The organism is Avibacterium sp. 21-586, from assembly GCF_026226775.1.
Classification (GTDB): domain Bacteria; phylum Pseudomonadota; class Gammaproteobacteria; order Enterobacterales; family Pasteurellaceae; genus Avibacterium.
Genome location: NZ_JAKKOD010000001.1, coordinates 428,119 through 447,734 on the forward strand (window position 1 = coordinate 428,119; position 19,616 = coordinate 447,734).

Consider the following 19,616-nt stretch of genomic DNA (forward strand, 5'->3'; position numbering starts at 1 on the left):
ATAATTCGGGAGATTAAAATGATTTAAAGATTAGTCTGATAAATTTAAAATCTATATTGGAATAGGAGAAAAATATGAATACTATTTTCAAAGTCATTTGGAGCCATTCCACGCAGTCATTTGTGGTGACATCTGAACTTACCAAAGAGATAACAAAATCAAGCTCTCACTCCTCAGTCAGCGTGCTTAATCGAACTCGTATTGGCATAGCTTTGAGTTTGGGACTTTGCTCAAATGTTGTTATGGCAAATCCGCCAGTGATAGGAACAGGCAACACCTGTGTCGTTGACGGTATAACAATTGCATGTGCTGACGGTGCAAAAGCTGTAACAGCAGGTTCAATTGCTATTGGTGAAAGAGCTATTGCAGGCATGGCAGATACTGGAGGTATGAGCAATCAAAAATCTATAGCAATAGGTTCAAATGCACAAGCTAAAGCACAGGATAGTATTGCACAAGGTACTGGTGCAATAGCACATGACGATAAAGCGATTGCAATTGGTAATGATGCGGTAGCAGGGCATAATGGTCCAGCATTAGGTTGGTGGAAATACCTGACTAATCCAGAAACAAATGCATTATTTCAAAGTCAACAAGAGTTAGAAGATTATCTCGCAAAAGTAGGTGATAATAAAGAAGATGTGATCTATAAACAAATGCATGGATTTGAGTCTATTGCTGTTGGAAATAGCGCGCGTTCTATAGGTTCTCGTACTGTGGCTATTGGGAGAGGAGCTGAAGCTACTATTCGAGCTTGGAACTCTGTAGTTATTGGGGATAAAGCTTCTTCAAATGGACCAGATGCGGTGATTATTGGACGTGAAGCCAATGGTAATATTAATAGTCGTGACAGTGTCGCTATTGGTACAGGCAGCAGAATCTTGAATTTTGGCTCTGTTGCAATTGGTTCCCAAGCTGTTGGAGGTAGTATTTTCTCAACTGCAGTTGGAGCACAGAGTTCTGCAAATGAAATTGGTGCGGCCTCATTTGGTGCATTTGCCAGAGCTGATGCATGGTATTCTAACGCATTGGGTAGTCAAAGTAGAACATTAGCTTATTCTAGTGTTGCCTTAGTCAAGGTTCTGTTGCAGATCGTGTTGGTTTTGCTATCGCGAATGATTCAAGTAAAGAAAATATGCCTGAGGCAGTATCTAATCCTATTTTAGGTATATCAGAAGCGCCTAAATCATCAGGAAAAGTGAAGTTTGCTGATCAAGTTTATGTCCTTAATAATGTAAATGAGGCTGACAAAATTGCTGTTCAAAAAACCGTTAAAAGACGTCATGATTTAGCTCATACAGGGGCGGTTTCCGTAGGTAGTGATAGTGCTACTCGTCAAATTATTAATGTCGCAGCAGGTTCGATCGACACTGATGCTGTTAATGTAGCACAGTTAAAAGCGGTTGCGAATACAGGCATAAAATATGCGGGTGACAAACTAGATCCAAGTATTGAGCAAAACGGAGGAAACCCAATTAACGAGTTTGTGCGAGTGCTAGGTCAACGAACTAATGTGAAAGGGGAAGCGAAAGGCGAGTTAAGCGATGAAAATATTGGTGTGCTCTCCAACGGTACAGATACCTTAACGGTAAAACTTGCTAAACAACTTAAAAGCTTAGATAGCATAACTTTTGGTGATGTTATTCCACAAACAGGTAAGCCAACTGTCCCAGATAAAACTGTTGTTGTAAGTAAAAATGGTATTAATGCGGGCAATAAATCAATTACTAATATCGCAGGAAATTTAAACGGTGCAAAAACTGCTCCAAGTGTGGATGATGTGAATAAAATGCAAAATAATGCTGCAACAGTGGGCGATCTGTTAAATGTGGGTTGGAGTTTGCAGAATAACGGTAGAGAGAAAGATTTTATAAAGCCATATGATACAGTAAACTTTTCCAACGGTGCTAATACGTTAGCAGTGGTAGATCCTATTAGTGAGTTGCAAGATAATGTGCGCATTAATTTAACTGGCTTACCAATAGCCTATACTGATGTTGAAGGCCACTTATTAGTGAAAGTGGGTGATAAATTCTATAAAGTAGAAGATGTCACTGATGGCAAAGTGAACGCTGGAAAAGAAAATGCTGATGCTGAACCTGTTAGTATAACCTTAGTAAACAAAGATAATATCGCTAAGCCACAAACATTAGATAATGTGAAAAGTGCGATCAATCCTGATGGCAATAAAACTGGTGGTGACTTCACTAAAGCATTAGACCAAGCAGCGGAAAATTCTCCAAACAAAGCTGTGAATGTATCTGACTTGAAAAATGTGTCTGATAATATCAAAAATTTATCTAACAGTATTAAAAATACCAGTAATGGCGGAGGTTTTGGATTGAAAGATGATGATGGCAAAGAAGTCAAACAAGATCTTGGTACGACTATTGAGGTGTTGGGTAAAGATGGAGTTAGCGTAAAAGTGGTCGATATTGCTGAAAAAGTTAACATACCAGCACATAAAGCATTAGAAGTGAGCCTTGATAATGATATAACCATTGGTGATGATAAAAATTCTGGCACTATCACAGTGAAAGGCAAATCAGGTAAAGATAGCGTTGCAATCGATGGCAACGCTGGTGGTTCTATTATTGTAGGAGGTGAATCAGGTAAAGATGGCGTAGATGGTCAACCAGGTATTGTACTTAAAGGTAAAAACGGTGTAATAGGCTTGACAGGTCCTGCTGGTAAAAATGGCAAGAGTCCGAAAGCAGATATTAGCCTAGCCTTTGGTGGTTCTGGAATTCGTGGTAACGATGGACCGGCTGACAAAGACAATCAACTATCTAAAACACGTATTATATATGAGAAACCAGATGGAACTGAAGAAGAAGTGGCTACGCTTAATGATGGTATCAAATACATTGGGGATTTTGGTGATGGAGCAGCCATAAAATTAAACAAAATTACTGAGTTGACCGGCAATATTACAGATGACAAAAATATAGATAATTTTGTTGATGGAAATATTGCTGTAGTAGCCTCTCAAAATCAAGAGGACGGAAAATTATCGTTCAAATTGGCAAAAGATTTGGTTGGTTTAGATAGTGTTATCTTTGGTCTGGTTGATTCTGTTTCCGGAAAAATAGTTGATCCGAAAAATACTGTTTTAATCGGAAAAGAGGGGATTAATGCTGGTAGCAAAAAAATTACAAATGTTGCTAAAGGTACTGATGGCACAGATGCAGTAAACGTTAATCAATTGAATGACGTAATTAAAGGTGTCAAAGGCAAGCCAACATCAGTAAAATCCAGCGGAAATAATATTACTGTTATCAAATCAGCAGATAAAAATGCTGAAGGTGGTGATGAGTATGTTGTATCAATGAACAAAGATATCACTATTGGCAAATTCGCTAAAGATGATCAACCTGGTGAAGCAGGTACTATTCGCGTAGCTGGTAAAGATGGAAAAGATGGGGTGACCCTTACCGTTAAAGAAGGAGGTAAACCTGGCATTGATGGCAAAGATACTAAACCACGTCTTGATGTAAACGGTGAAGATGTAGCTACACTAAGTGATGGTTTAAAATTTGAAGGTAATCAAGGGGGTATTATTGAGAAAAAACTCAATAACACTGTAACAGTAAAAGGTGCTTTAGATAATAACGCTGATGCAACTGCATCTAACACCCGAGTAGATATTGAAAATGGTGAGCTTATTATTAAAATGGCAAAAATGCTTAAAGACCTTGAAGGAGTTGAATTCAAAGACAGAGATGGTAATACTGTGGTTGTGAAAAATGGGAGTATCGTAATCATTAGTAAAAATAATTCTGACAAAGCGGTTAAACTTAGTGGAAATGGCTTAGACAACGGCGGTAATACTATTACTAATGTTGCGGATGGTGTAAATCCAAAAGATGCAGTGAATAAAAGGCAGTTAGATCAGAAAATGGGGGCATTTAAGGTCACTACAAATAGTGATAATGCTAAATCTAAAGAGATCAAAAATCTTGATACTGTTGACTTTATCAATGGCAACAATACTGTAGTGAGTAAAATGGATACACCTAAAGGCACGAAAGTGAAAGTTGATCTTGCTAAAGATTTAAGGAACCTTAATAGTATTGAACTGAAAGACTCAGTAGGTAACGTAACTAACGTAACTGCTAATGGCATAAGTATTACTGGCACTAATGCTGTAGGCAAAGCAAGCAATGTGAATTTAACAGCTGACGGATTGGATAACGGTGGTAACCGTATTACTAATGTAGCGCCTGGTGTAAAAGGTACAGATGCAATAAATGTAAATCAGTTTAACGCTATGGGTAACCGTATTGACAATGTTGATCGAAAAGCGCGCGGTGGTATTGCAAGTTCAACCGCTATGGCAAACTTGCCACAATCTTATATTCCTGGTCATTCCATAGTAGCTGTGGCTGCAGGCACATACCGTGGTGCAAATGCGGTAGCTGTGGGTATTTCTCGTATTTCAGACAGTGGGCATGTGATCATTAAATTAAGTGGCTCTACCGACTCTAAAGGAGGTACAAATGCTGGTGCAGGTGTAGGCTATCTATGGTAATAAAGCTGATCTAATTTGTACAAGATACATAAGGATTAATAATGATAAATTAAGTAATAATGGACATTATGTGATTATCGTTATGCTAGATCAGACTTAATCTAACAATTCATAATAAAAAGTGAGAGTTTCCCCATTTAGAATATGAGTGTCAAAATTCAGTCTAAATCCAAAAGGGAACTCTCATATTTTATTCTAGCAATCTTTATAAATAAGAAGTGCCTCCTTATATCTTTGATTGTTCCTGATATAAGATCAAATTTAACTTACTCATCTACTGATCGGACAAGATGAGCTAACAACTGTTAGCTATATCTATTTTATAATAATCCTGATAGAATATGGAATTAATGGATATATTCCGTATTTTTATACATAGAGGAAACAAAAAATGATGGACAGTTGTACACCAAATAAAAAAAGTAGCTACAGCTATGAAGACTTATTGGCATCAGGACGTGGTGAATTATTTGGCGAACAAGGCCCACAGCTCCCCGCTCCCACAATGTTAATGATGGATCGCATTGTTGAAATGAATGAAACTGGTGGTACTTTCGGTAAAGGCTATATTGAAGCAGAATTAGATATTCACCCCGATTTGCCTTTCTTTGGTTGCCATTTTATCGGTGATCCAGTTATGCCGGGTTGTTTAGGGCTAGATGCGATGTGGCAACTTGTCGGTTTTTATCTTGGCTGGATCGGTGGTAAAGGTAAAGGCAGAGCCTTAGGCGTAGGTGAAGTGAAATTCACCGGACAAATTTTACCAACGGCAAAAAAAGTGATTTATCGCATTAATATGAAACGTGTGGTAAATCGCAAATTAGTAATGGGCTTAGCAGACGGTGAAGTTGAAGTGGATGGGCGCATAATTTACACCGCCACAGATCTTAAAGTAGGCTTATTCCAAGATACTTCAGCATTCTAATTGCTAAAACGGTTTCACTTATTGGCTCAAATGTGATCACTTTTTCATTTGAGCCTTTTTCATCGTGATTGCTTTATTCTGTATCATCCATAATATCAGCAAAATGTGCTTGTAGCACATCCGCTAAATCTTGTGGTGCCAGTTCCACACTTAACCCCCGTTTACCACCAGAAACATAAATTTGTGAAAAGGTTAAGGCAGATTGTGCAATAACCGTTTTCAGTTTTCTTTTTTGCCCCAAAGGGCTAATCCCGCCAATTAAATAACCCGAGCTTTTTTGTGCGGCATCTTTGTCTGCCATTTCCACTTTTTTCACACCAATGGCTTTCGCGGCTTTCTTTAAATTCAGCATATTTGCCGTAGGAAGCACAAAACAAGCAAGCTTTTTCTGATCGCCATTTTCCGCCACAAGCAAGGTTTTGAAAGATTGCTCGGGTGCGATGTCTAATTTTTCTGCGGCTTCATCACCAAAATGGGTATTGTTTGGATCGTGATCATAACTATGTAAAACAAAAGGGATTTTATGCTTTTTTAATAAATCAATGGCTGGTGTCATTTTCTTTTCCTATCAGAATTCGGTAGAATACAGCGCTTATTTTACGCTGATTATTAAAATCAAGGGAGAAAAAATGTTAAAGATCGCCATTGCCGCAGAATTTGAATTAGCCGAAAAACTGGCTGAATGTTTAGAGCAAAGCCAGCTGGAAATTGATCAGCTATCCGTAGTGGAAATTTTTCCATTTAATGAAGAACAAGGCATTCGTTTTAATAATAAAGCGGTCGCGCAAATTGTGCCAGATGAAGTGGATTGGGCAACTTTCAATTATGTGTTTTTCGCAGGTGAAGTGTCCGCTGCCAGCCATTTAGCGAAAGCTGCGGAAGCAGGCTGCGTGGTGATTGATCTATTCGGGCTTTGTGCTAGCTTGCCTGATGTGCCATTGGTGATCCCAACGGTTAATGATGCACAATTAGTGGAGCTGCGTCAGCGTAATATTGTGTCTTTACCTAATCCGCAAGTCACCCAAAGTATTTTGCCATTAAGCGAAATTTTGCAAAATTACCCATTAAAACAAGTGGTTGTTAGCTCGCTTTTGCCAGCTTCTTATATGGGCGATGAAAAAGTGGCACAACTTGCAGGGCAGACCGCACAGCTATTAAATGGTATTCCTTTAGATGAAAATGCTCAGCGTTTAGCCTTTGATGTTTTCCCAGTAAAAAGTGCGAATTTGAGCGCACAAGTGCAGAAAATTTTTCCACAGCTTGATAATGTGCTTTTCCACCAAATACAAGTTCCTGTATTTTACGGCCTTGCTCAGCAAGTAAGCGCTTTTTTTGATTATGATGTGACAAGTGAAAGCGTGGTAGAAATATGGCAACAAAACAGCTTGATTGAATACCACCCAGAAAGCCAAATTACGCCGGTGATTAATGGTGAGAATGAAAACGGTGAAAGCGAAGTCAAACTGCATATCAGCAACCTTAACCAACTACAAAGTGCCGTGGAAAATGGGATTGAATTTTGGTCAGTTGCAGATGAACAACGCTTTAACCTCGCCTTAATGGCGGTGAAGTTAGCCGAATTGGTGTATCAATCGGGCTATTGATTTTATTCCAAATGGGCAATTTGTCAGTTATCTTACATATCTTACTTGGACTAAGATTTGGGCGCGAGTAGTGAATAATTAATATCGCTCAGCTATTATCAAATTTTAGATTTTTCAGGCACAGATTTTGTGCCTTATTATTTTTTGGAGTTGTGATGGAACATCGTTTAGAAGATATTATTGCTATTTTTAATCAATGCTTTGAGCAAGAATATAATACTAAATTGCTCAAAGGGGGCGATGAACCACTTTATTTACCAGCCAATGAACATTGCTCTTACAATGCCATTTATTTTGCACGAGGCTTTTATAGTAGTGCCTTGCACGAGATTTCCCATTGGCTGATCGCAGGCAAAGCACGGCGTAAATTAGAAGATTTTGGCTATTGGTATGAACCTGATGGACGTTCTGAACAACGTCAGCGAGAGTTTGAACAAGTGGAAGTGAAGCCGCAAGCCTTAGAATGGATTTTAGCCACCGCTGCAGGATTTCGTTATATTGCGAGCAGTGATAATCTTAACGGCAATCCTGGTGATACTCAGCCTTTCAAACACGCGGTTTATGAACAGGTGAAAAGCTATGCCACTAAAGGTTTACCAAAACGTGCAGAAACTTTACGCCAAGCCCTTGCCAAATTTTACGGCACGCCAGATTGCATTAATTTGGATTTGTTTGACGTGAATAAAATTTAGAAATTGAACTTAAAAATCAGCGAAATTTGCACCGCACTTTCTTTATTTATGTTCTAAAAAGTGCGGTGTAAAATTTTAAAAATTTAACGGAATATTGAATGTTAGCATTAGAAATCAAAGGATTAACCAAAGAATATAAAAACGGGGTCAAAGCCTTGCACGGCATTGATCTCCGTGTTGAAGCAGGGGATTTTTATGCGTTGCTTGGGCATAATGGGGCGGGAAAATCCACCACCATAGGCATTATTTGTTCTTTGGTGAATAAAACATCAGGTGATGTGAAAGTATTTGGCGCAGATTTGGATAGCAATCTAAGCCAGTTAAAACAGAATATCGGTTTAGTGCCACAAGAGTTCAATTTTAACCAATTTGAACGCGTGATTGATATTCTCACTAATCAAGCCGGTTATTATGGCATTCCTCGCAAAGAAGCTTTGGTGCGAGCGGAAGTATGGCTGAAAAAGCTTGATTTGTGGGATAAACGTTATCAGCAATCACGCCAACTTTCAGGGGGAATGAAACGCCGTTTAATGATTGCGCGCGCCTTAATGCATCACCCTAAATTGCTGATTCTTGATGAGCCTACGGCTGGGGTCGATATTGAGCTTCGCCGCACAATGTGGGCATTTTTGCGTGAGCTAAATCAGCAAGGCACAACCATTATTCTCACCACGCACTATTTAGAAGAAGCGGAAATGCTCTGCCGCCATATTGGTATTATTCAGCACGGGCGTTTAGTGGTAAATATGTCAATGAAAGCCTTATTGGCGAAACTGGAAACGGAAACTTTCATTTTTGATTTAGCACCGCAAGCGGTTAAGCCTGAAATAGTAGGTTACAACGTCACTTGGCTGGATGACAATACGGTTGAAGTGGAAGTAAAAAGAGAGCAGGGCTTAAATCAGCTATTTTCACAACTGACACAACAAGGCGTGCAAGTGTTGAGTATGCGTAATAAAGCCAACCGTTTAGAAGAGTTGTTTATCTCAATGGCATTGAATAAAGGAGTGAAATAATGAGTTTAGCTTGGGTTGCCTTTCAAACCATTTTTTTGAAAGAAGTACGTCGTTTTACCCGAATTTGGCTGCAAACCCTTGTGCCACCGGTGATCACAATGACCTTATATTTTGTGATTTTTGGTCAGCTTATTGGTAATCGTATTGGTGAAATGCACGGCTTTAGCTATATGCAATTTATCGTACCAGGGCTAATTATGATGTCTTCCTTAACCCACTCTTTCGCCAATGTGGCGTCCTCTTTTTACAGCACGAAATTTGCCCGCAACGTGGAAGAGCTGTTGATTTCACCTACTTCACCGCACATTATCATTGTCGGTTATGTGGCAGGGGGAATGGCGCGTGGATTAGGCGTAAGTATTCTGGTTACCTTGGTCTCACTGTTTTTCGTGCCATTACAGATTTATTCTTGGACAGTAATTCTTGCCACCTTATTACTCACCACCGCAAGTTTTGCGCTAGGGGGCTTGATCAATGCAGTTTTCGCGCGCTCTTTTGATGACATCAGCATTATCCCCACTTTTGTTTTAACGCCATTAACCTATCTCGGCGGCGTATTTTATTCCATTTCCTTACTCCCACCTTTTTGGCAACAGGTGTCAAAATTTAATCCGATTGTCTATATGATCAGCGGTTTCCGCTACGGATTTCTCGGTATTCAAGATGTCAGCCTCATTTACACCTTCAGCGTTTTAGGTATGTTTATCACCGCACTTTATGCCATCGCCTATTATCTGATTAGCCGTGGAGTAGGGTTGAGAAGTTAGGGATAATAGTTAGTTATTTAGAGTGGTGCAAGCGGTTTTTTAGGAATTAAATATAGCGTTGATAAGCGTAGAGAAGTAGAAACTGTTGCTGTGTAGCGAAATAATAAAAAAGTGCGGTGAGAATTTACATAAAAATTTAACCGCACTTTTTTTAGTGATTACTTGATAATCTCGTAACAAGGTTCATAGGCTTCGCCGCCTGGAAGCTTCATTCGGTGTTGCACAATAAAATCTTGTAACACTTTATCCATTTTTTCTAATAAGGTTGGATCACCGTGTAGTTGGAAGCGTCCGTGTTGTTTGATAGCGTTAATGGCGTCAGCCTTAATATTGCCTGCAACAATGCCAGAGAAAGCACGGCGTAGGTTGGCCACTAAATGATTAAGTGGCTGACTTAGGCTTAAGTCTAAACTTGCCATATTAGCGTGTGTTGGAATAAATGGCGTTTGCAGTTCAGGATCAATTTTTAATGACCAGTTAAAGCTATAAGAATCTGCTTGTTCACAGCGGAATTGTTTAATTTCAGCCATTGCGTTTGCCATTTTGCGTGCTACTTCAGCTGGATTATCAATGATAATTTCATATTGCTGTTGTGCCTGTTCGCCTAGCACTTCGCCAATAAATTGGTGAATAGTTTGGAAATAATCTTCACAGGCTTTTGGCCCAGTTAAAATTAACGGTAATTTCTGTAGCTGATTTTCAGGGTTCAATTTGATACCGAGAATATACAAAAATTCCTCAAATGTACCCGGCCCGCCGGGGAAAATGATAATGCCGTGTCCCATTCGAACAAAGGCTTCCAGCCGTTTTTCAATGTCTGGCATAATAATCAGCTCATTCACGATAGGGTTGGGTGGTTCAGAGGCGATAATAGAAGGCTCGGTTAAGCCAATAAAACGGCTCTCTTTATAGCGTTGATTAGCGTGCCCGATGGCAGCCCCTTTCATTGGTGCTTCCATTACGCCCGGTCCACAGCCGGTAATGATGTTTAATTCACGCAATCCTAGTTCCAAGCCAACTGCACGACAATACTTATATTCTATTTCATTAATAGAATGCCCACCCCAACAGACAACTAAATTTGGGTGTTGCCCGATGAGTAGTGCTTTTGCATTGCGTAAAATGGAAAAAACTTGGTTGGTGAGCTGTTTGCCTTCATCATAATGATCGTCAATTTGACAAGCCAGATTACGCTGTTTAATAACTTGCACGAACAGAATATCTCGCAAAACAGCAAACAGGTGATATTGAATATTGCGAATAATTTTATCATCAACAAACGCACTGGCTGGTGGATTGTGTAATTCCAACGCCACACCTCGTTCCCGTGCAATCAAATTAATGGAGAAATCAGGGTATTGTCCTAATAATGCTTCGCTATCATCGGTAACCGCACCAGAGTTTAACACGGCTAAAGAACTGTTGCGGTAGAGCGAATAAAGATCGCCTTTCGCCCCTTGACGTAACTGTTCTACTTCAAGATGTGAAAGCTGATCCATACTGCCTTTGGGATTAACGTAATGGATATTTTTCATTATGACTTCCTTATTGTTATTATTGGCGTGCTAAGCGTTGATTGTTTGGCACGGGACTGAAATTTGAGCGAAAAGGGTTAATATCTAGCCCGCCACGGCGTGTATAACGGGCGTAAACCGTCAGCTTTTCAGGCTGAGCAAAACGCATTAAATCACAATAAATTCGCTCAACACATTGTTCGTGGAATTCGTTATGCTGACGGAAAGAGATCAAATAACGTAACAATTTTTCACGATCAATTCTATTCCCCACATAATGAATTTGTAATGAGCCCCAATCAGGCTGTTGGGTAATCAAACAATTTGATTTGAGCAAATGACTCACTAAATGTTCTTCTACTTTTTCTGCGTGAGTGCAATTTTCTAAATAATTTGGATTAAACTGATAATCACGGATTTCAATATCCTGATCATCAATACACTCACCTTGCAAGCTGTCAATAAAAGTGCGGTGATAATTTTGCAAACAATTTAACCGCACGTTGACTTGCCCTTTGGCACAATCTGCCAGATCTTGTTGTAAGATCTGTTGCACCTGTTCGAAGCTGTCAAAATGACTTTGATTAAAACTGTTGAGATAAAGTTTAAAGCTTTTTGATTCAATTAAATTTTCACTGCGGAAATCAATTTCAATGTCCGCAATTGCCACTTGTGGTACACCTTTCGGATTGAGCCAAGAGATTTCATAAGCCGTCCAAATATCTGCGCCAAAGGTAAACGGCTGATTTTCCACAATCCCAAGTTGCGCGCGGTTTAATTGGCGCGGCACGGCTTGTAATAAAGTGCGGTCGTAATGCTGTGCATATTTTGTTTCTTGCCCTAATTTTAAGGCGTGTAAACTTTCGTGGTTGTAATCCATATTTTTCCTTATTGCCAGTGCCAAGAAAGGTTGGATACCAATCGACACTGATCACATTTAAAATCAAACAAATCAAAAAGCGGGGCTTTTAATGCCCAATTTTTATGACAGCTTGGGCAGCAGCGTTGTTGTTCTGTTGCCAAACTTTCACCGCCAATACGGTATAAATAATAGTAGGTTGGAATACCTGTGTATTGTTCAATTTCTTGGCGTAACGCATAGCCGTGTTTCGATAAATTGCTGTGCAATTCAGAAATCTCTGTGAGCGCTTGTTGTTCTAAGATAGAACCGTTCATTTGTAGCTGATCACAAGCCTGCCAATTTTCTTGCCATTTGATGAGATCTAAACTCAAGTGCGGTGCGTTTTTGAAAAATTTATACAGTGGAATAGGCAAGTTATCATCGCCACTGTGCAACGGTGAACAAGATTGCAAATAAGTGGTGTAAAGCACCTGCCAGCTTGGACGATCGCCTTGGTAGGTGAGATCAGAATTTAAGTCATCGGCAATCACTTGAAAACTATCAAAATTTATCCCCGCACTTTGTGCCTTATCTAAAGCATTTTGCACCACTGAATTATTAAATTCGGGTAATAGGCTTTGTTGTTCGGGGCAAACCACGCGCACCGCAATGCCTTGCTGAACGTCTAAGTCAGCGTGAAAAAGGGGAATTTCTCGTCCAAGAATTTGCCCATTATAACGCCATTGTTCAATCACTTGATTAATCAATCGATAAGCAAAATTATTAGGATTAGCAAGAGTAAAAAAAGCCTCAATTAAATACATCTTATTCCTTCATTTTTTATATAGCAATGGCATTTTTTTCACACTTAGCACTATGCTATGATACCATCTTTATTCCTATACAATAAAAACACACCGCATTTTAGGCAGAATGGAATAAGAAAGCAAATAAGGAAAGCACAATGTATGAAAAGGCAAAATATCAACTAGAACAACTGCAAAGAATAATGCAAGAATTAGCACTATGGCAAGCAACCCCGCCTGAAGCGACAGCATTTGACAGCGTCGAACCGTTTTGTATCGACACAATGAATGCGCACGAATGGCTACAGTGGGTGTTTATTCCAAGAATGTATGCGATTATTGAAAGCAACGCCTCATTGCCACATAAAATGGCGATTGTGCCATATATCGAAGAAGCCTTGAAAGAAAAGGATACGGTGGAAATACAACGCTTAATTGAGCCGTTGAGAGCCATCGAAGAAATTTGTAACACTCAAAATGACTATACTTAATGTTCTTTATCAAGACGAATATTTGGTGGCGGTGAATAAGCCTGCTGGAATGTTGGTCCATCGTAGCTGGCTTGATCGCCACGAAACTCAATTTGTAATGCAAACCTTACGCGATCAAATTGGGCAGCACGTTTTTCCTATTCATCGCTTAGATCGGCCAACATCTGGTGTGTTGCTTTTTGCCTTAAATGCGGAAATAGCCAAATTGCTATGCGAACAATTTGAACAAAAGCAGATTGAAAAAAGCTATTTAGCGGTGGTGCGTGGTTATCTTAAAGAACAGGGAAGGATTAATTATCCGCTGAAAGTTCAATTAGATAAAATCGCCGATAAATTTGCTCAGCAAGATAAAGCACCGCAAGAGGCGATCACGGATTATGAAGGCTTAAAAACAGTGGAAATGCCTTATGGGGTAGGGCGTTATCAAACTAGCCGTTATTCTTTGGTTAGGCTCATTCCACAAACGGGTAGAAAACATCAGTTACGTCGTCACTTAAAGCATATTTTTCACCCTATTTTAGGGGATACGCAATATGGCGATCTACATCAAAACCGTGCTTTAACCCAACATACGGATGTCCAGCGGTTAATGCTACACGCAGAAACGCTTGCGTTTAGCCACCCCATAACCAAAAATCGGCTAAACATCACCGCACCTTTAGATGAACAATGGCAACGCTTGTTCGATGCTTTTGCTTGGAATGAGATGGCGTAAACGCTCAAAATAAAAGGTGAAAGCATCAAATGCGTAAAAATACTAGAAATTTCCTAGGAATTTCAAAGTGCGGTGCTTTTTTTCGTTTGTTTTTTCTTAAAGATCTAGTATAATCGCCCGACCCTGTGAATGTGTCGGCTTTCCCACCGCACATTAATTTTATCGAGATCGCACTCGAAGGGGTGATGATTAAGATTAATGGTTGTGTTCAAATTTGAACACTGGGTATTAATATTATTTTATTGGTAATTAATTAATGAAAACTTTTGTAGCAAAACCAGAAACGGTTAAACGCGACTGGTATGTAGTAGATGCGACAGGTAAAACGTTAGGTCGTTTAGCGACTGAATTAGCTCGTCGCCTTCGTGGTAAACATAAAGCTGAATATACTCCACACGTTGATACAGGTGATTACATCATCGTTATCAATGCGGACAAAGTTGCCGTAACAGGTAAAAAAGAAAGCGATAAAATTTACTACTGGCACACTGGCTATGTAGGTGGTATCAAACAAGCGACATTTAAAGAAATGATTGCTCGCCGTCCAGAAGCTGTGATTGAAATTGCGGTTAAAGGTATGTTGCCAAAAGGTCCATTAGGCCGTGCAATGTATCGTAAATTGAAAGTGTATGCTGGTCCTAACCACGAACACGCAGCACAACAACCACAAGTTTTAGATATTTAATCACGAGGTGAGAAAAATGGCAGAGAATCAAAACTACGGCACAGGTCGCCGCAAAAGCTCTTCAGCTCGTGTATTTATCAAACCGGGCAGTGGTAAAATCACTATTAACCAACGCGAATTAGACGTTTATTTCGGTCGTGAGACTTCTCGTATGATCGTGCGTCAACCATTAGAGTTGGTTGAATTAACTGATAAATTAGATCTATATATCACAGTTAAAGGTGGTGGTATTTCAGGTCAAGCGGGTGCAATCCGTCACGGTATCACTCGTGCATTAATTGAATATGATGAAACATTACGTCCAGCATTACGTGCAGCAGGCTTTGTTACTCGTGATGCTCGTCGCGTTGAACGTAAAAAAGTGGGTTTACACAAAGCACGTCGTCGCCCACAATACTCAAAACGTTAATCGTTTCTTATTCAAGAACCGTTCAAATGGCAAGTTTTTACTTGCCATTTTTCTTTTCTGCATTTCTCAAACACATCCTTTTCAAGAAAAATTCACTTTATTATCAATATGATAGACTGGCATATAATAAATTTACTTAGCTATTTTCCTATAAATTATGGTAAAATAATCGTCTTTAATTTTAAATGATAGATAAGTAAAAGGTTAGTGGAGGAATAAAATGAGTAGTGCAGCAAATAAACGCTCAATAATGACCCTTTTTTCAAATAAAGATGATATTTATTGCCACCAAGTTCGTATTGTTTTAGCGGAAAAAGGCGTCGCATATGAAATGGAAGAAATTGCACCCACTTCTGTATCAGAAGATTTAATGGAGCTGAATCCTTATGGTTCATTACCGACTTTAGTAGATCGCGATTTAGTACTATTTAATTCCCGTATCATTATGGAATATCTTGATGAGCGTTTTCCACACCCCCCATTAATGCCTGTTTATCCTGTATCTCGAGGCAAAAGCCGTTTATTAATGTTAAGAATTGAGCAGGATTGGTATTCTTTATTAAACCAAATTGAGCAAGGTGATGAGGCTGAAAAAGAGCAAGCTGCAAAACAATTAAAAGAAGAATTATTGGCAATTGCACCGATTTTAAATCAAACCCCTTATTTTATGAGCGAAGAATTTAGCTTGGTAGATTGCTATATTGCGCCTTTATTATGGCGTATGCAGAAATTAGGTATTCAATTTACTGGCGCAGGAAGTAAAGCGATTAAAAATTATATGGAACGCGTGTATCAAAGAGATTCTTTCAAGCAATCCGTAGGCGAAGCTGCACCTAAAAACCTAATGGATGATAAATAAAAGAGAGTAGTTATGGAACGTAAATTCTCACCGAAACGCCCTTATGTTTTAAGAGCTTATTATGATTGGTTGATAGACAATGATTGCACGCCATACTTGGCTGTTGATGCCACTTATGCTGGCGTAAAAGTGCCTGTTGAATACGTAAAAGATGGGCAGATTGTGCTGAATATTTCAATGAACGCAACAGGAAAGTTGCAATTAACCAATGATTTCGTTCAATTTAATGCACGTTTTCAAGGTGTGCCGCAGGAAATCTTTATTCCTATGGGCGCCTTAATTGCACTTTATGCAAGGGAAAGCGGCGATGGCATTATGTTTGAACCAGAAGAATTCGAAGATAATCTCGCTATTCAACAAGATGAAATTAAAGATGAACAGCCATTAAGCTTTGTTGAAGCTGTAGATAAACCTAAAACAACAGAAAAAACATCGAGTAAGAAATCTTCTCCAAAATTACGTTTTGTTGATTAATTCTTGCTGTAGTTAATTCCTTTTAAGCACCGGCTAAACAAATAGTTCAGGTGCTTTTTTATATTTTCTTATTCAAATAAAAACCTTATCTTTCTCATTTCTATGCGTTTTATTTCGTTATTTTTGTAACCCTGTAACAAATTAACATATAGAATTTTTCTATATCTTTCACAACCCTTAACTTTAAAAATTTCTAAAATCTCTCCCATATTTATTTTATACCAAATTGTCAAAATTATTACATCATCACAAATCCATATCAAAAGATATTCCATATAAAGAAAAACCGAAGAGCAGTCGCCATAAATAAATTCTCAAAAATACCATAAAAAGATACCATTAGGTATGACCAAAAAGAGCAGTTAAAAGTGACTTTTACATTTCCTTTATTTAACATAATATACATTATGCGAAATTAGTTATCTGGTTAGCGAAAACTACGGTTCAATAAAATCACAGAGTTACTCACAGATCACTTTTACTAGTTTAACAAGGTAAAATTAAGGTTTTGAGAGCCTTGTAACGCGTGACTTTTTAAAGTTACACACTGCCAATGATAGAATGTAAAGAAAAATTAAAGAAGGATGTAAGTAAATATTGGTGGTAAAAATAAAGCTAGATAAAAATCTAGCCTTGCTTAATTGAAGTAAAAATCAATGGAATAAATCTATAAATCTTTACTATTATTTTACTTACCTTGCTATTTTAGATATCTTAAAAATAATGGCTAGAATAAGCTTAGTTAAGCTATATTTAATGATTTTCCGTTTTTAGCCTTACTTTATTAATGCTAGATGATTACGCTACGCGAAAAATAAAAAAATCGAGCAGTTAGATTGCTCGATTTTTTATTCTACCCAATTTAGCAAAACTTAATCTAATTGTTACAGCATCACAAACTTATCTCAATAATTTCACCCCATATTCATAAACCTGCTGCAATAAGGCTAATTTTTCAGGATTATTTTGATGTTCTTCCGCCAAGGCTTGTAATTCTTGCTCAAATTGCACCGCACTTTGTTCCAGCTTTCTACGGCGGTATTTATCCCAACGTAACTGCTCTGCTCGGGTTAACGTCTTGTAGAAATGACGGGCGCGATAATGGAATAACAACGCCTCAACACGTTTATCTTGGAAAGTTAAATTATGCTCGGCCAATTTTTCAGGGGCTAAATCGCGTAAAATAGCCATATTATTTTTGTCATTTGGACTGAAAAATCCGCTATATAATTCAGTTTCTACATTATTGCTTGATTCAAAGACGCGTTCATCAGTGAAAATTTGTAATACTTTTTCACGAATGTTGAGATCAGCACGTAATTTAGCAAGGTTTGCTAAGCAACGCTGGCGGTCAATGCCTAAGCGTTGTGCATTTTCTGGTAACAAGGTTTTGGCAGGGGCTAAAATTGGACATTTGTTGATATGCACCAGTTTTAATGGCACAGGCAAAATGCCTTGTTCTTCCAATTCCGTTTTTTTGGTATATAAATTTGGGCGTAATTCTTCCGCACTTTTATTGAGTAGATCATCAATATTGCTAGCTAAATCACACACAATGACGGCATTTTTATTGGTTGGGTGCCAGGCTAAAGGGGCAATCCAAGTAGTGTTACCGCGATAATTCCCCAACATTCCTGAAACGTGCACCAATGGCGTCATTTCCGCGGTGTTGATCATTGCTTCAAGAGATTTTTTATCGCGATGTTCAAAGAAAAATTGGAATAATCTGGGCTGTTTTTCTTTGATTAATTTCGCCATTTCAATGGTTGCATACACGTCAGCCATCGCATCGTGGGCATTGCTATGCTCTATTCCATTGGCTTTGGTTAGATTTTCCAAGCGGAAGGATGGCATTCCGTCATCATCATAAACCCAGTTTATGCCATCAGGTCGCAAGGCATAACAAGCTCGTACTAAATCCAGCAAATCCCAACGTGAATTACCATTTTTCCAGCTATATTCATAAGGATCGATAAAATTCCGATAAAAGGTATAGCGGGTCATTTCATCATCATAACGAATATTATTAAAGCCCATTACACAAGTATTTGGTTGTGAGAATTCTTGCAAAATTTGCGCAGCAAATTCAGGTTCAGGCAAGCCTTGTTCATTGCATTGCTGTGGCGTGATGCCCGTTACCATCACCGCGGTTGGCGAGGGCAAATAATCATTGGTTTGCTTGCAATAGAACATCACAGGCTCACCAATAATATTAAAATCCTTATCTGTACGAATTCCGGCAAATTGTGCAGGGCGATCCGTGGCAGGATTTACTCCAAAACTTTCGTAATCGTAAACAAAAAAACTGAAATTATCTTGCATTAGCTTACCTTGTTAAAAAAGGTTCTAAATAAAATAGGCTGAGAATCGCAGAAATACCAAGCACCACGCCTACCCCATTGATTTTGCTTATTTTTTCTTTGAATACTATTGCACCTACAAGCGTGCCAAGACAAATCACGCCAATATTCATTCCAGCAAAAACCAAGGTTGGGTTTTGGCTGAAACTTTGATGTGCACGAATATAAAATAGGATATTCATAAAATTTAATCCGCCGAGTATGATTCCGGCTAACAAACTCGCCCCATTCCATTGGGTTCGTTTAATCAATAAATACATAAACATCACGCACATTGCTAAGGCGAAAGCAATAAATAAGGTGGTTGAAAAAGCGCTGCCCATTTTGGCGGTCTGCTTGAATAAAATATCAATCGCGCCATAACCAAACCACACGGCGAGCAAGCTCAATCCGCCTTTAACCGAAAGTCCTTGCGCGTGCGGTTTATTGATTAAACAAAATAACGCTGAAAACGCTAAGAGTAAGCTGATAATACGCGATTGACTGAGCTGCTCGCCAAATAATACAAACGCCGCCAAAATAGGCAGAAATAAAGATAAACGCTGCGCTGCATCAGAACGTACAATGCCTGCGAATTCAACGGCTTTTGACATAATAATAAATACGCTAGGCAACAATAAGCCTAAACTCAGGAAAATCGTGCTATTTTCATTTTGTACGATAAAATCGGTAAAGCCTTGCCCTTGAAAGTTCGGCTGTAATAAAAAATAGCTGAGTAAAAGTGCGATAAGATAATTGAAAGCGATTGCTTGCTCGATCACCACGTCTAATCGGCGTGCGACTTTTAGCAACACAGACACCGCAACGCTGCAAGCAATGGCCAGAAATAAATAGTGCATTTTATTTCCTTGCTGATATTTAAAGTGAAAAGTAACGGGTAAAGTGCGGTGAAAAATTTTAGATTTTTTTCCCCGCACTTTTTTATTT

The 19,616-nt window shown here is 38.8% G+C and carries 19 protein-coding genes; 13 read left to right on the forward strand and 6 right to left on the reverse strand.

All coding sequences use genetic code 11. The annotated features are described in order from the left end of the window. Window positions 1-74: 74 nt before the first annotated feature. The 3 genes from L5B71_RS01980 (at window position 75) to fabA (ending at window position 5,456) form a co-directional block, all read left to right on the forward strand. Window positions 75-1,166: an ESPR-type extended signal peptide-containing protein gene (locus tag L5B71_RS01980; RefSeq protein WP_265756704.1), complete on the forward strand. Its 1,092-nt coding sequence runs from the start codon at window positions 75-77 to the stop codon at window positions 1,164-1,166. Next, window positions 1,136-4,531, forward strand: coding sequence for a YadA family autotransporter adhesin (locus L5B71_RS01985; RefSeq protein ID WP_265756705.1), 3,396 nt, complete (start codon window positions 1,136-1,138; stop codon window positions 4,529-4,531). The genes L5B71_RS01980 and L5B71_RS01985 overlap by 31 nt, the downstream gene beginning before the upstream one ends. A gap of 394 nt (window positions 4,532-4,925) precedes the next feature. After that, the gene (fabA, locus tag L5B71_RS01990; protein WP_265757767.1) at window positions 4,926-5,456 is read left to right on the forward strand and encodes a bifunctional 3-hydroxydecanoyl-ACP dehydratase/trans-2-decenoyl-ACP isomerase; all 531 of its coding nucleotides are present in this window, start codon (window positions 4,926-4,928) and stop codon (window positions 5,454-5,456) included. 73 nt (window positions 5,457-5,529) lie between these two features. On the opposite strand, the gene ybaK is transcribed toward fabA, so the two are convergent. Then, window positions 5,530-6,012: a Cys-tRNA(Pro) deacylase gene (ybaK, locus tag L5B71_RS01995; protein WP_265756706.1), complete on the reverse strand. Its 483-nt coding sequence runs from the start codon at window positions 6,010-6,012 to the stop codon at window positions 5,530-5,532. Between the two features lie 73 nt (window positions 6,013-6,085). Between ybaK and L5B71_RS02000 the strand changes: the two genes are divergently transcribed. From L5B71_RS02000 to L5B71_RS02015, 4 genes are all read left to right on the forward strand, one after another. After that, window positions 6,086-7,060 (forward strand): oxidoreductase, encoded by a 975-nt coding sequence (locus L5B71_RS02000; protein WP_265756707.1) that lies wholly within the window; start codon window positions 6,086-6,088, stop codon window positions 7,058-7,060. 155 nt (window positions 7,061-7,215) lie between these two features. After that, a complete protein-coding gene (locus L5B71_RS02005) occupies window positions 7,216-7,752 on the forward strand; it encodes an elongation factor P hydroxylase (RefSeq protein ID WP_265756708.1) in 537 nt (178 codons plus the stop codon). A 98-nt stretch (window positions 7,753-7,850) separates the two neighbouring features. After that, window positions 7,851-8,768, forward strand: coding sequence for an ABC transporter ATP-binding protein (locus L5B71_RS02010; RefSeq protein ID WP_265756709.1), 918 nt, complete (start codon window positions 7,851-7,853; stop codon window positions 8,766-8,768). Beyond that, complete coding sequence (locus L5B71_RS02015; protein WP_265756710.1) at window positions 8,768-9,535, forward strand: ABC transporter permease; 768 nt, start codon at window positions 8,768-8,770, stop codon at window positions 9,533-9,535. Before L5B71_RS02010 ends, L5B71_RS02015 begins: the two co-directional genes overlap by 1 nt. A 158-nt stretch (window positions 9,536-9,693) precedes the next feature. Here L5B71_RS02015 and ppnN read toward each other — a convergent pair whose 3' ends face one another. The 3 genes from ppnN to L5B71_RS02030 are packed head-to-tail and all read right to left on the reverse strand — an operon-like array spanning window position 9,694 to window position 12,714. Next, window positions 9,694-11,070 (reverse strand): nucleotide 5'-monophosphate nucleosidase PpnN, encoded by a 1,377-nt coding sequence (gene ppnN / locus L5B71_RS02020; RefSeq protein ID WP_265756711.1) that lies wholly within the window; start codon window positions 11,068-11,070, stop codon window positions 9,694-9,696. Between the two features lie 19 nt (window positions 11,071-11,089). After that, entirely contained in the window at window positions 11,090-11,929 is an 840-nt protein-coding gene (queF, locus tag L5B71_RS02025; RefSeq protein ID WP_265756712.1) for an NADPH-dependent 7-cyano-7-deazaguanine reductase QueF, read from the reverse strand. An 8-nt stretch (window positions 11,930-11,937) separates the two neighbouring features. After that, window positions 11,938-12,714: a Zn-ribbon-containing protein gene (locus L5B71_RS02030; protein WP_265756713.1), complete on the reverse strand. Its 777-nt coding sequence runs from the start codon at window positions 12,712-12,714 to the stop codon at window positions 11,938-11,940. Between the two features lie 140 nt (window positions 12,715-12,854). On the opposite strand from L5B71_RS02030, the gene L5B71_RS02035 reads away from it, so the two are divergent. From L5B71_RS02035 to L5B71_RS02060, 6 genes are all read left to right on the forward strand, one after another. Beyond that, window positions 12,855-13,187 carry a YqcC family protein gene (locus L5B71_RS02035; RefSeq protein ID WP_265756715.1) on the forward strand — a complete coding sequence of 111 codons (333 nt, stop codon included), beginning with the start codon at window positions 12,855-12,857 and terminating at the stop codon, window positions 13,185-13,187. Then, window positions 13,180-13,902: a tRNA pseudouridine(65) synthase TruC gene (gene truC, locus L5B71_RS02040; RefSeq protein WP_265757768.1), complete on the forward strand. Its 723-nt coding sequence runs from the start codon at window positions 13,180-13,182 to the stop codon at window positions 13,900-13,902. Before L5B71_RS02035 ends, truC begins: the two co-directional genes overlap by 8 nt. 256 nt (window positions 13,903-14,158) lie before the next feature. Then, on the forward strand, window positions 14,159-14,587 hold the full coding sequence (gene rplM / locus L5B71_RS02045; RefSeq protein ID WP_017806616.1) for a 50S ribosomal protein L13: 429 nt from the start codon (window positions 14,159-14,161) through the stop codon (window positions 14,585-14,587). A 16-nt stretch (window positions 14,588-14,603) separates the two neighbouring features. Then, a complete protein-coding gene (gene rpsI, locus L5B71_RS02050) occupies window positions 14,604-14,996 on the forward strand; it encodes a 30S ribosomal protein S9 (protein ID WP_017806615.1) in 393 nt (130 codons plus the stop codon). 220 nt (window positions 14,997-15,216) lie between these two features. Next, the gene (gene sspA, locus L5B71_RS02055) at window positions 15,217-15,855 is read left to right on the forward strand and encodes a stringent starvation protein SspA (protein ID WP_265756716.1); all 639 of its coding nucleotides are present in this window, start codon (window positions 15,217-15,219) and stop codon (window positions 15,853-15,855) included. 12 nt (window positions 15,856-15,867) lie between these two features. Continuing rightward, entirely contained in the window at window positions 15,868-16,329 is a 462-nt protein-coding gene (locus L5B71_RS02060) for a ClpXP protease specificity-enhancing factor (RefSeq protein WP_265756717.1), read from the forward strand. Window positions 16,330-17,229: 900 nt separating this feature from the next. On the opposite strand, the gene sbcB is transcribed toward L5B71_RS02060, so the two are convergent. Beyond that, the gene (sbcB, locus tag L5B71_RS02065; RefSeq protein ID WP_265756718.1) at window positions 17,230-18,651 is read right to left on the reverse strand and encodes an exodeoxyribonuclease I; all 1,422 of its coding nucleotides are present in this window, start codon (window positions 18,649-18,651) and stop codon (window positions 17,230-17,232) included. Between the two features lie 4 nt (window positions 18,652-18,655). Then, entirely contained in the window at window positions 18,656-19,528 is an 873-nt protein-coding gene (locus L5B71_RS02070; protein WP_265756719.1) for an EamA/RhaT family transporter, read from the reverse strand. Between the last annotated feature and the right edge of the window lie 88 nt (window positions 19,529-19,616).

Bases quoted from the DNA above. Each gene is read 5' to 3' on its own strand.
- L5B71_RS02010 (WP_265756709.1), top strand. From the start codon at position 7,851: ATGTTAGCATTAGAAATCAAAGGATTAACCAAAGAATATAAAAACGGG.
- L5B71_RS02035 (WP_265756715.1), top strand. From the start codon at position 12,855: ATGTATGAAAAGGCAAAATATCAACTAGAACAACTGCAAAGAATAATG.
- L5B71_RS02015 (WP_265756710.1), top strand. From the start codon at position 8,768: ATGAGTTTAGCTTGGGTTGCCTTTCAAACCATTTTTTTGAAAGAAGTA.
- queF (WP_265756712.1), bottom strand. From the start codon at position 11,929: ATGGATTACAACCACGAAAGTTTACACGCCTTAAAATTAGGGCAAGAA.
- sbcB (WP_265756718.1), bottom strand. From the start codon at position 18,651: ATGCAAGATAATTTCAGTTTTTTTGTTTACGATTACGAAAGTTTTGGA.
- rplM (WP_017806616.1), top strand. From the start codon at position 14,159: ATGAAAACTTTTGTAGCAAAACCAGAAACGGTTAAACGCGACTGGTAT.
- fabA (WP_265757767.1), top strand. From the start codon at position 4,926: ATGGACAGTTGTACACCAAATAAAAAAAGTAGCTACAGCTATGAAGAC.
- rpsI (WP_017806615.1), top strand. From the start codon at position 14,604: ATGGCAGAGAATCAAAACTACGGCACAGGTCGCCGCAAAAGCTCTTCA.
- L5B71_RS02070 (WP_265756719.1), bottom strand. From the start codon at position 19,528: ATGCACTATTTATTTCTGGCCATTGCTTGCAGCGTTGCGGTGTCTGTG.
- L5B71_RS01985 (WP_265756705.1), top strand. From the start codon at position 1,136: ATGCCTGAGGCAGTATCTAATCCTATTTTAGGTATATCAGAAGCGCCT.
- L5B71_RS02000 (WP_265756707.1), top strand. From the start codon at position 6,086: ATGTTAAAGATCGCCATTGCCGCAGAATTTGAATTAGCCGAAAAACTG.
- L5B71_RS02060 (WP_265756717.1), top strand. From the start codon at position 15,868: ATGGAACGTAAATTCTCACCGAAACGCCCTTATGTTTTAAGAGCTTAT.
- ppnN (WP_265756711.1), bottom strand. From the start codon at position 11,070: ATGAAAAATATCCATTACGTTAATCCCAAAGGCAGTATGGATCAGCTT.
- L5B71_RS02005 (WP_265756708.1), top strand. From the start codon at position 7,216: ATGGAACATCGTTTAGAAGATATTATTGCTATTTTTAATCAATGCTTT.
- ybaK (WP_265756706.1), bottom strand. From the start codon at position 6,012: ATGACACCAGCCATTGATTTATTAAAAAAGCATAAAATCCCTTTTGTT.
- L5B71_RS02030 (WP_265756713.1), bottom strand. From the start codon at position 12,714: ATGTATTTAATTGAGGCTTTTTTTACTCTTGCTAATCCTAATAATTTT.
- sspA (WP_265756716.1), top strand. From the start codon at position 15,217: ATGAGTAGTGCAGCAAATAAACGCTCAATAATGACCCTTTTTTCAAAT.
- L5B71_RS01980 (WP_265756704.1), top strand. From the start codon at position 75: ATGAATACTATTTTCAAAGTCATTTGGAGCCATTCCACGCAGTCATTT.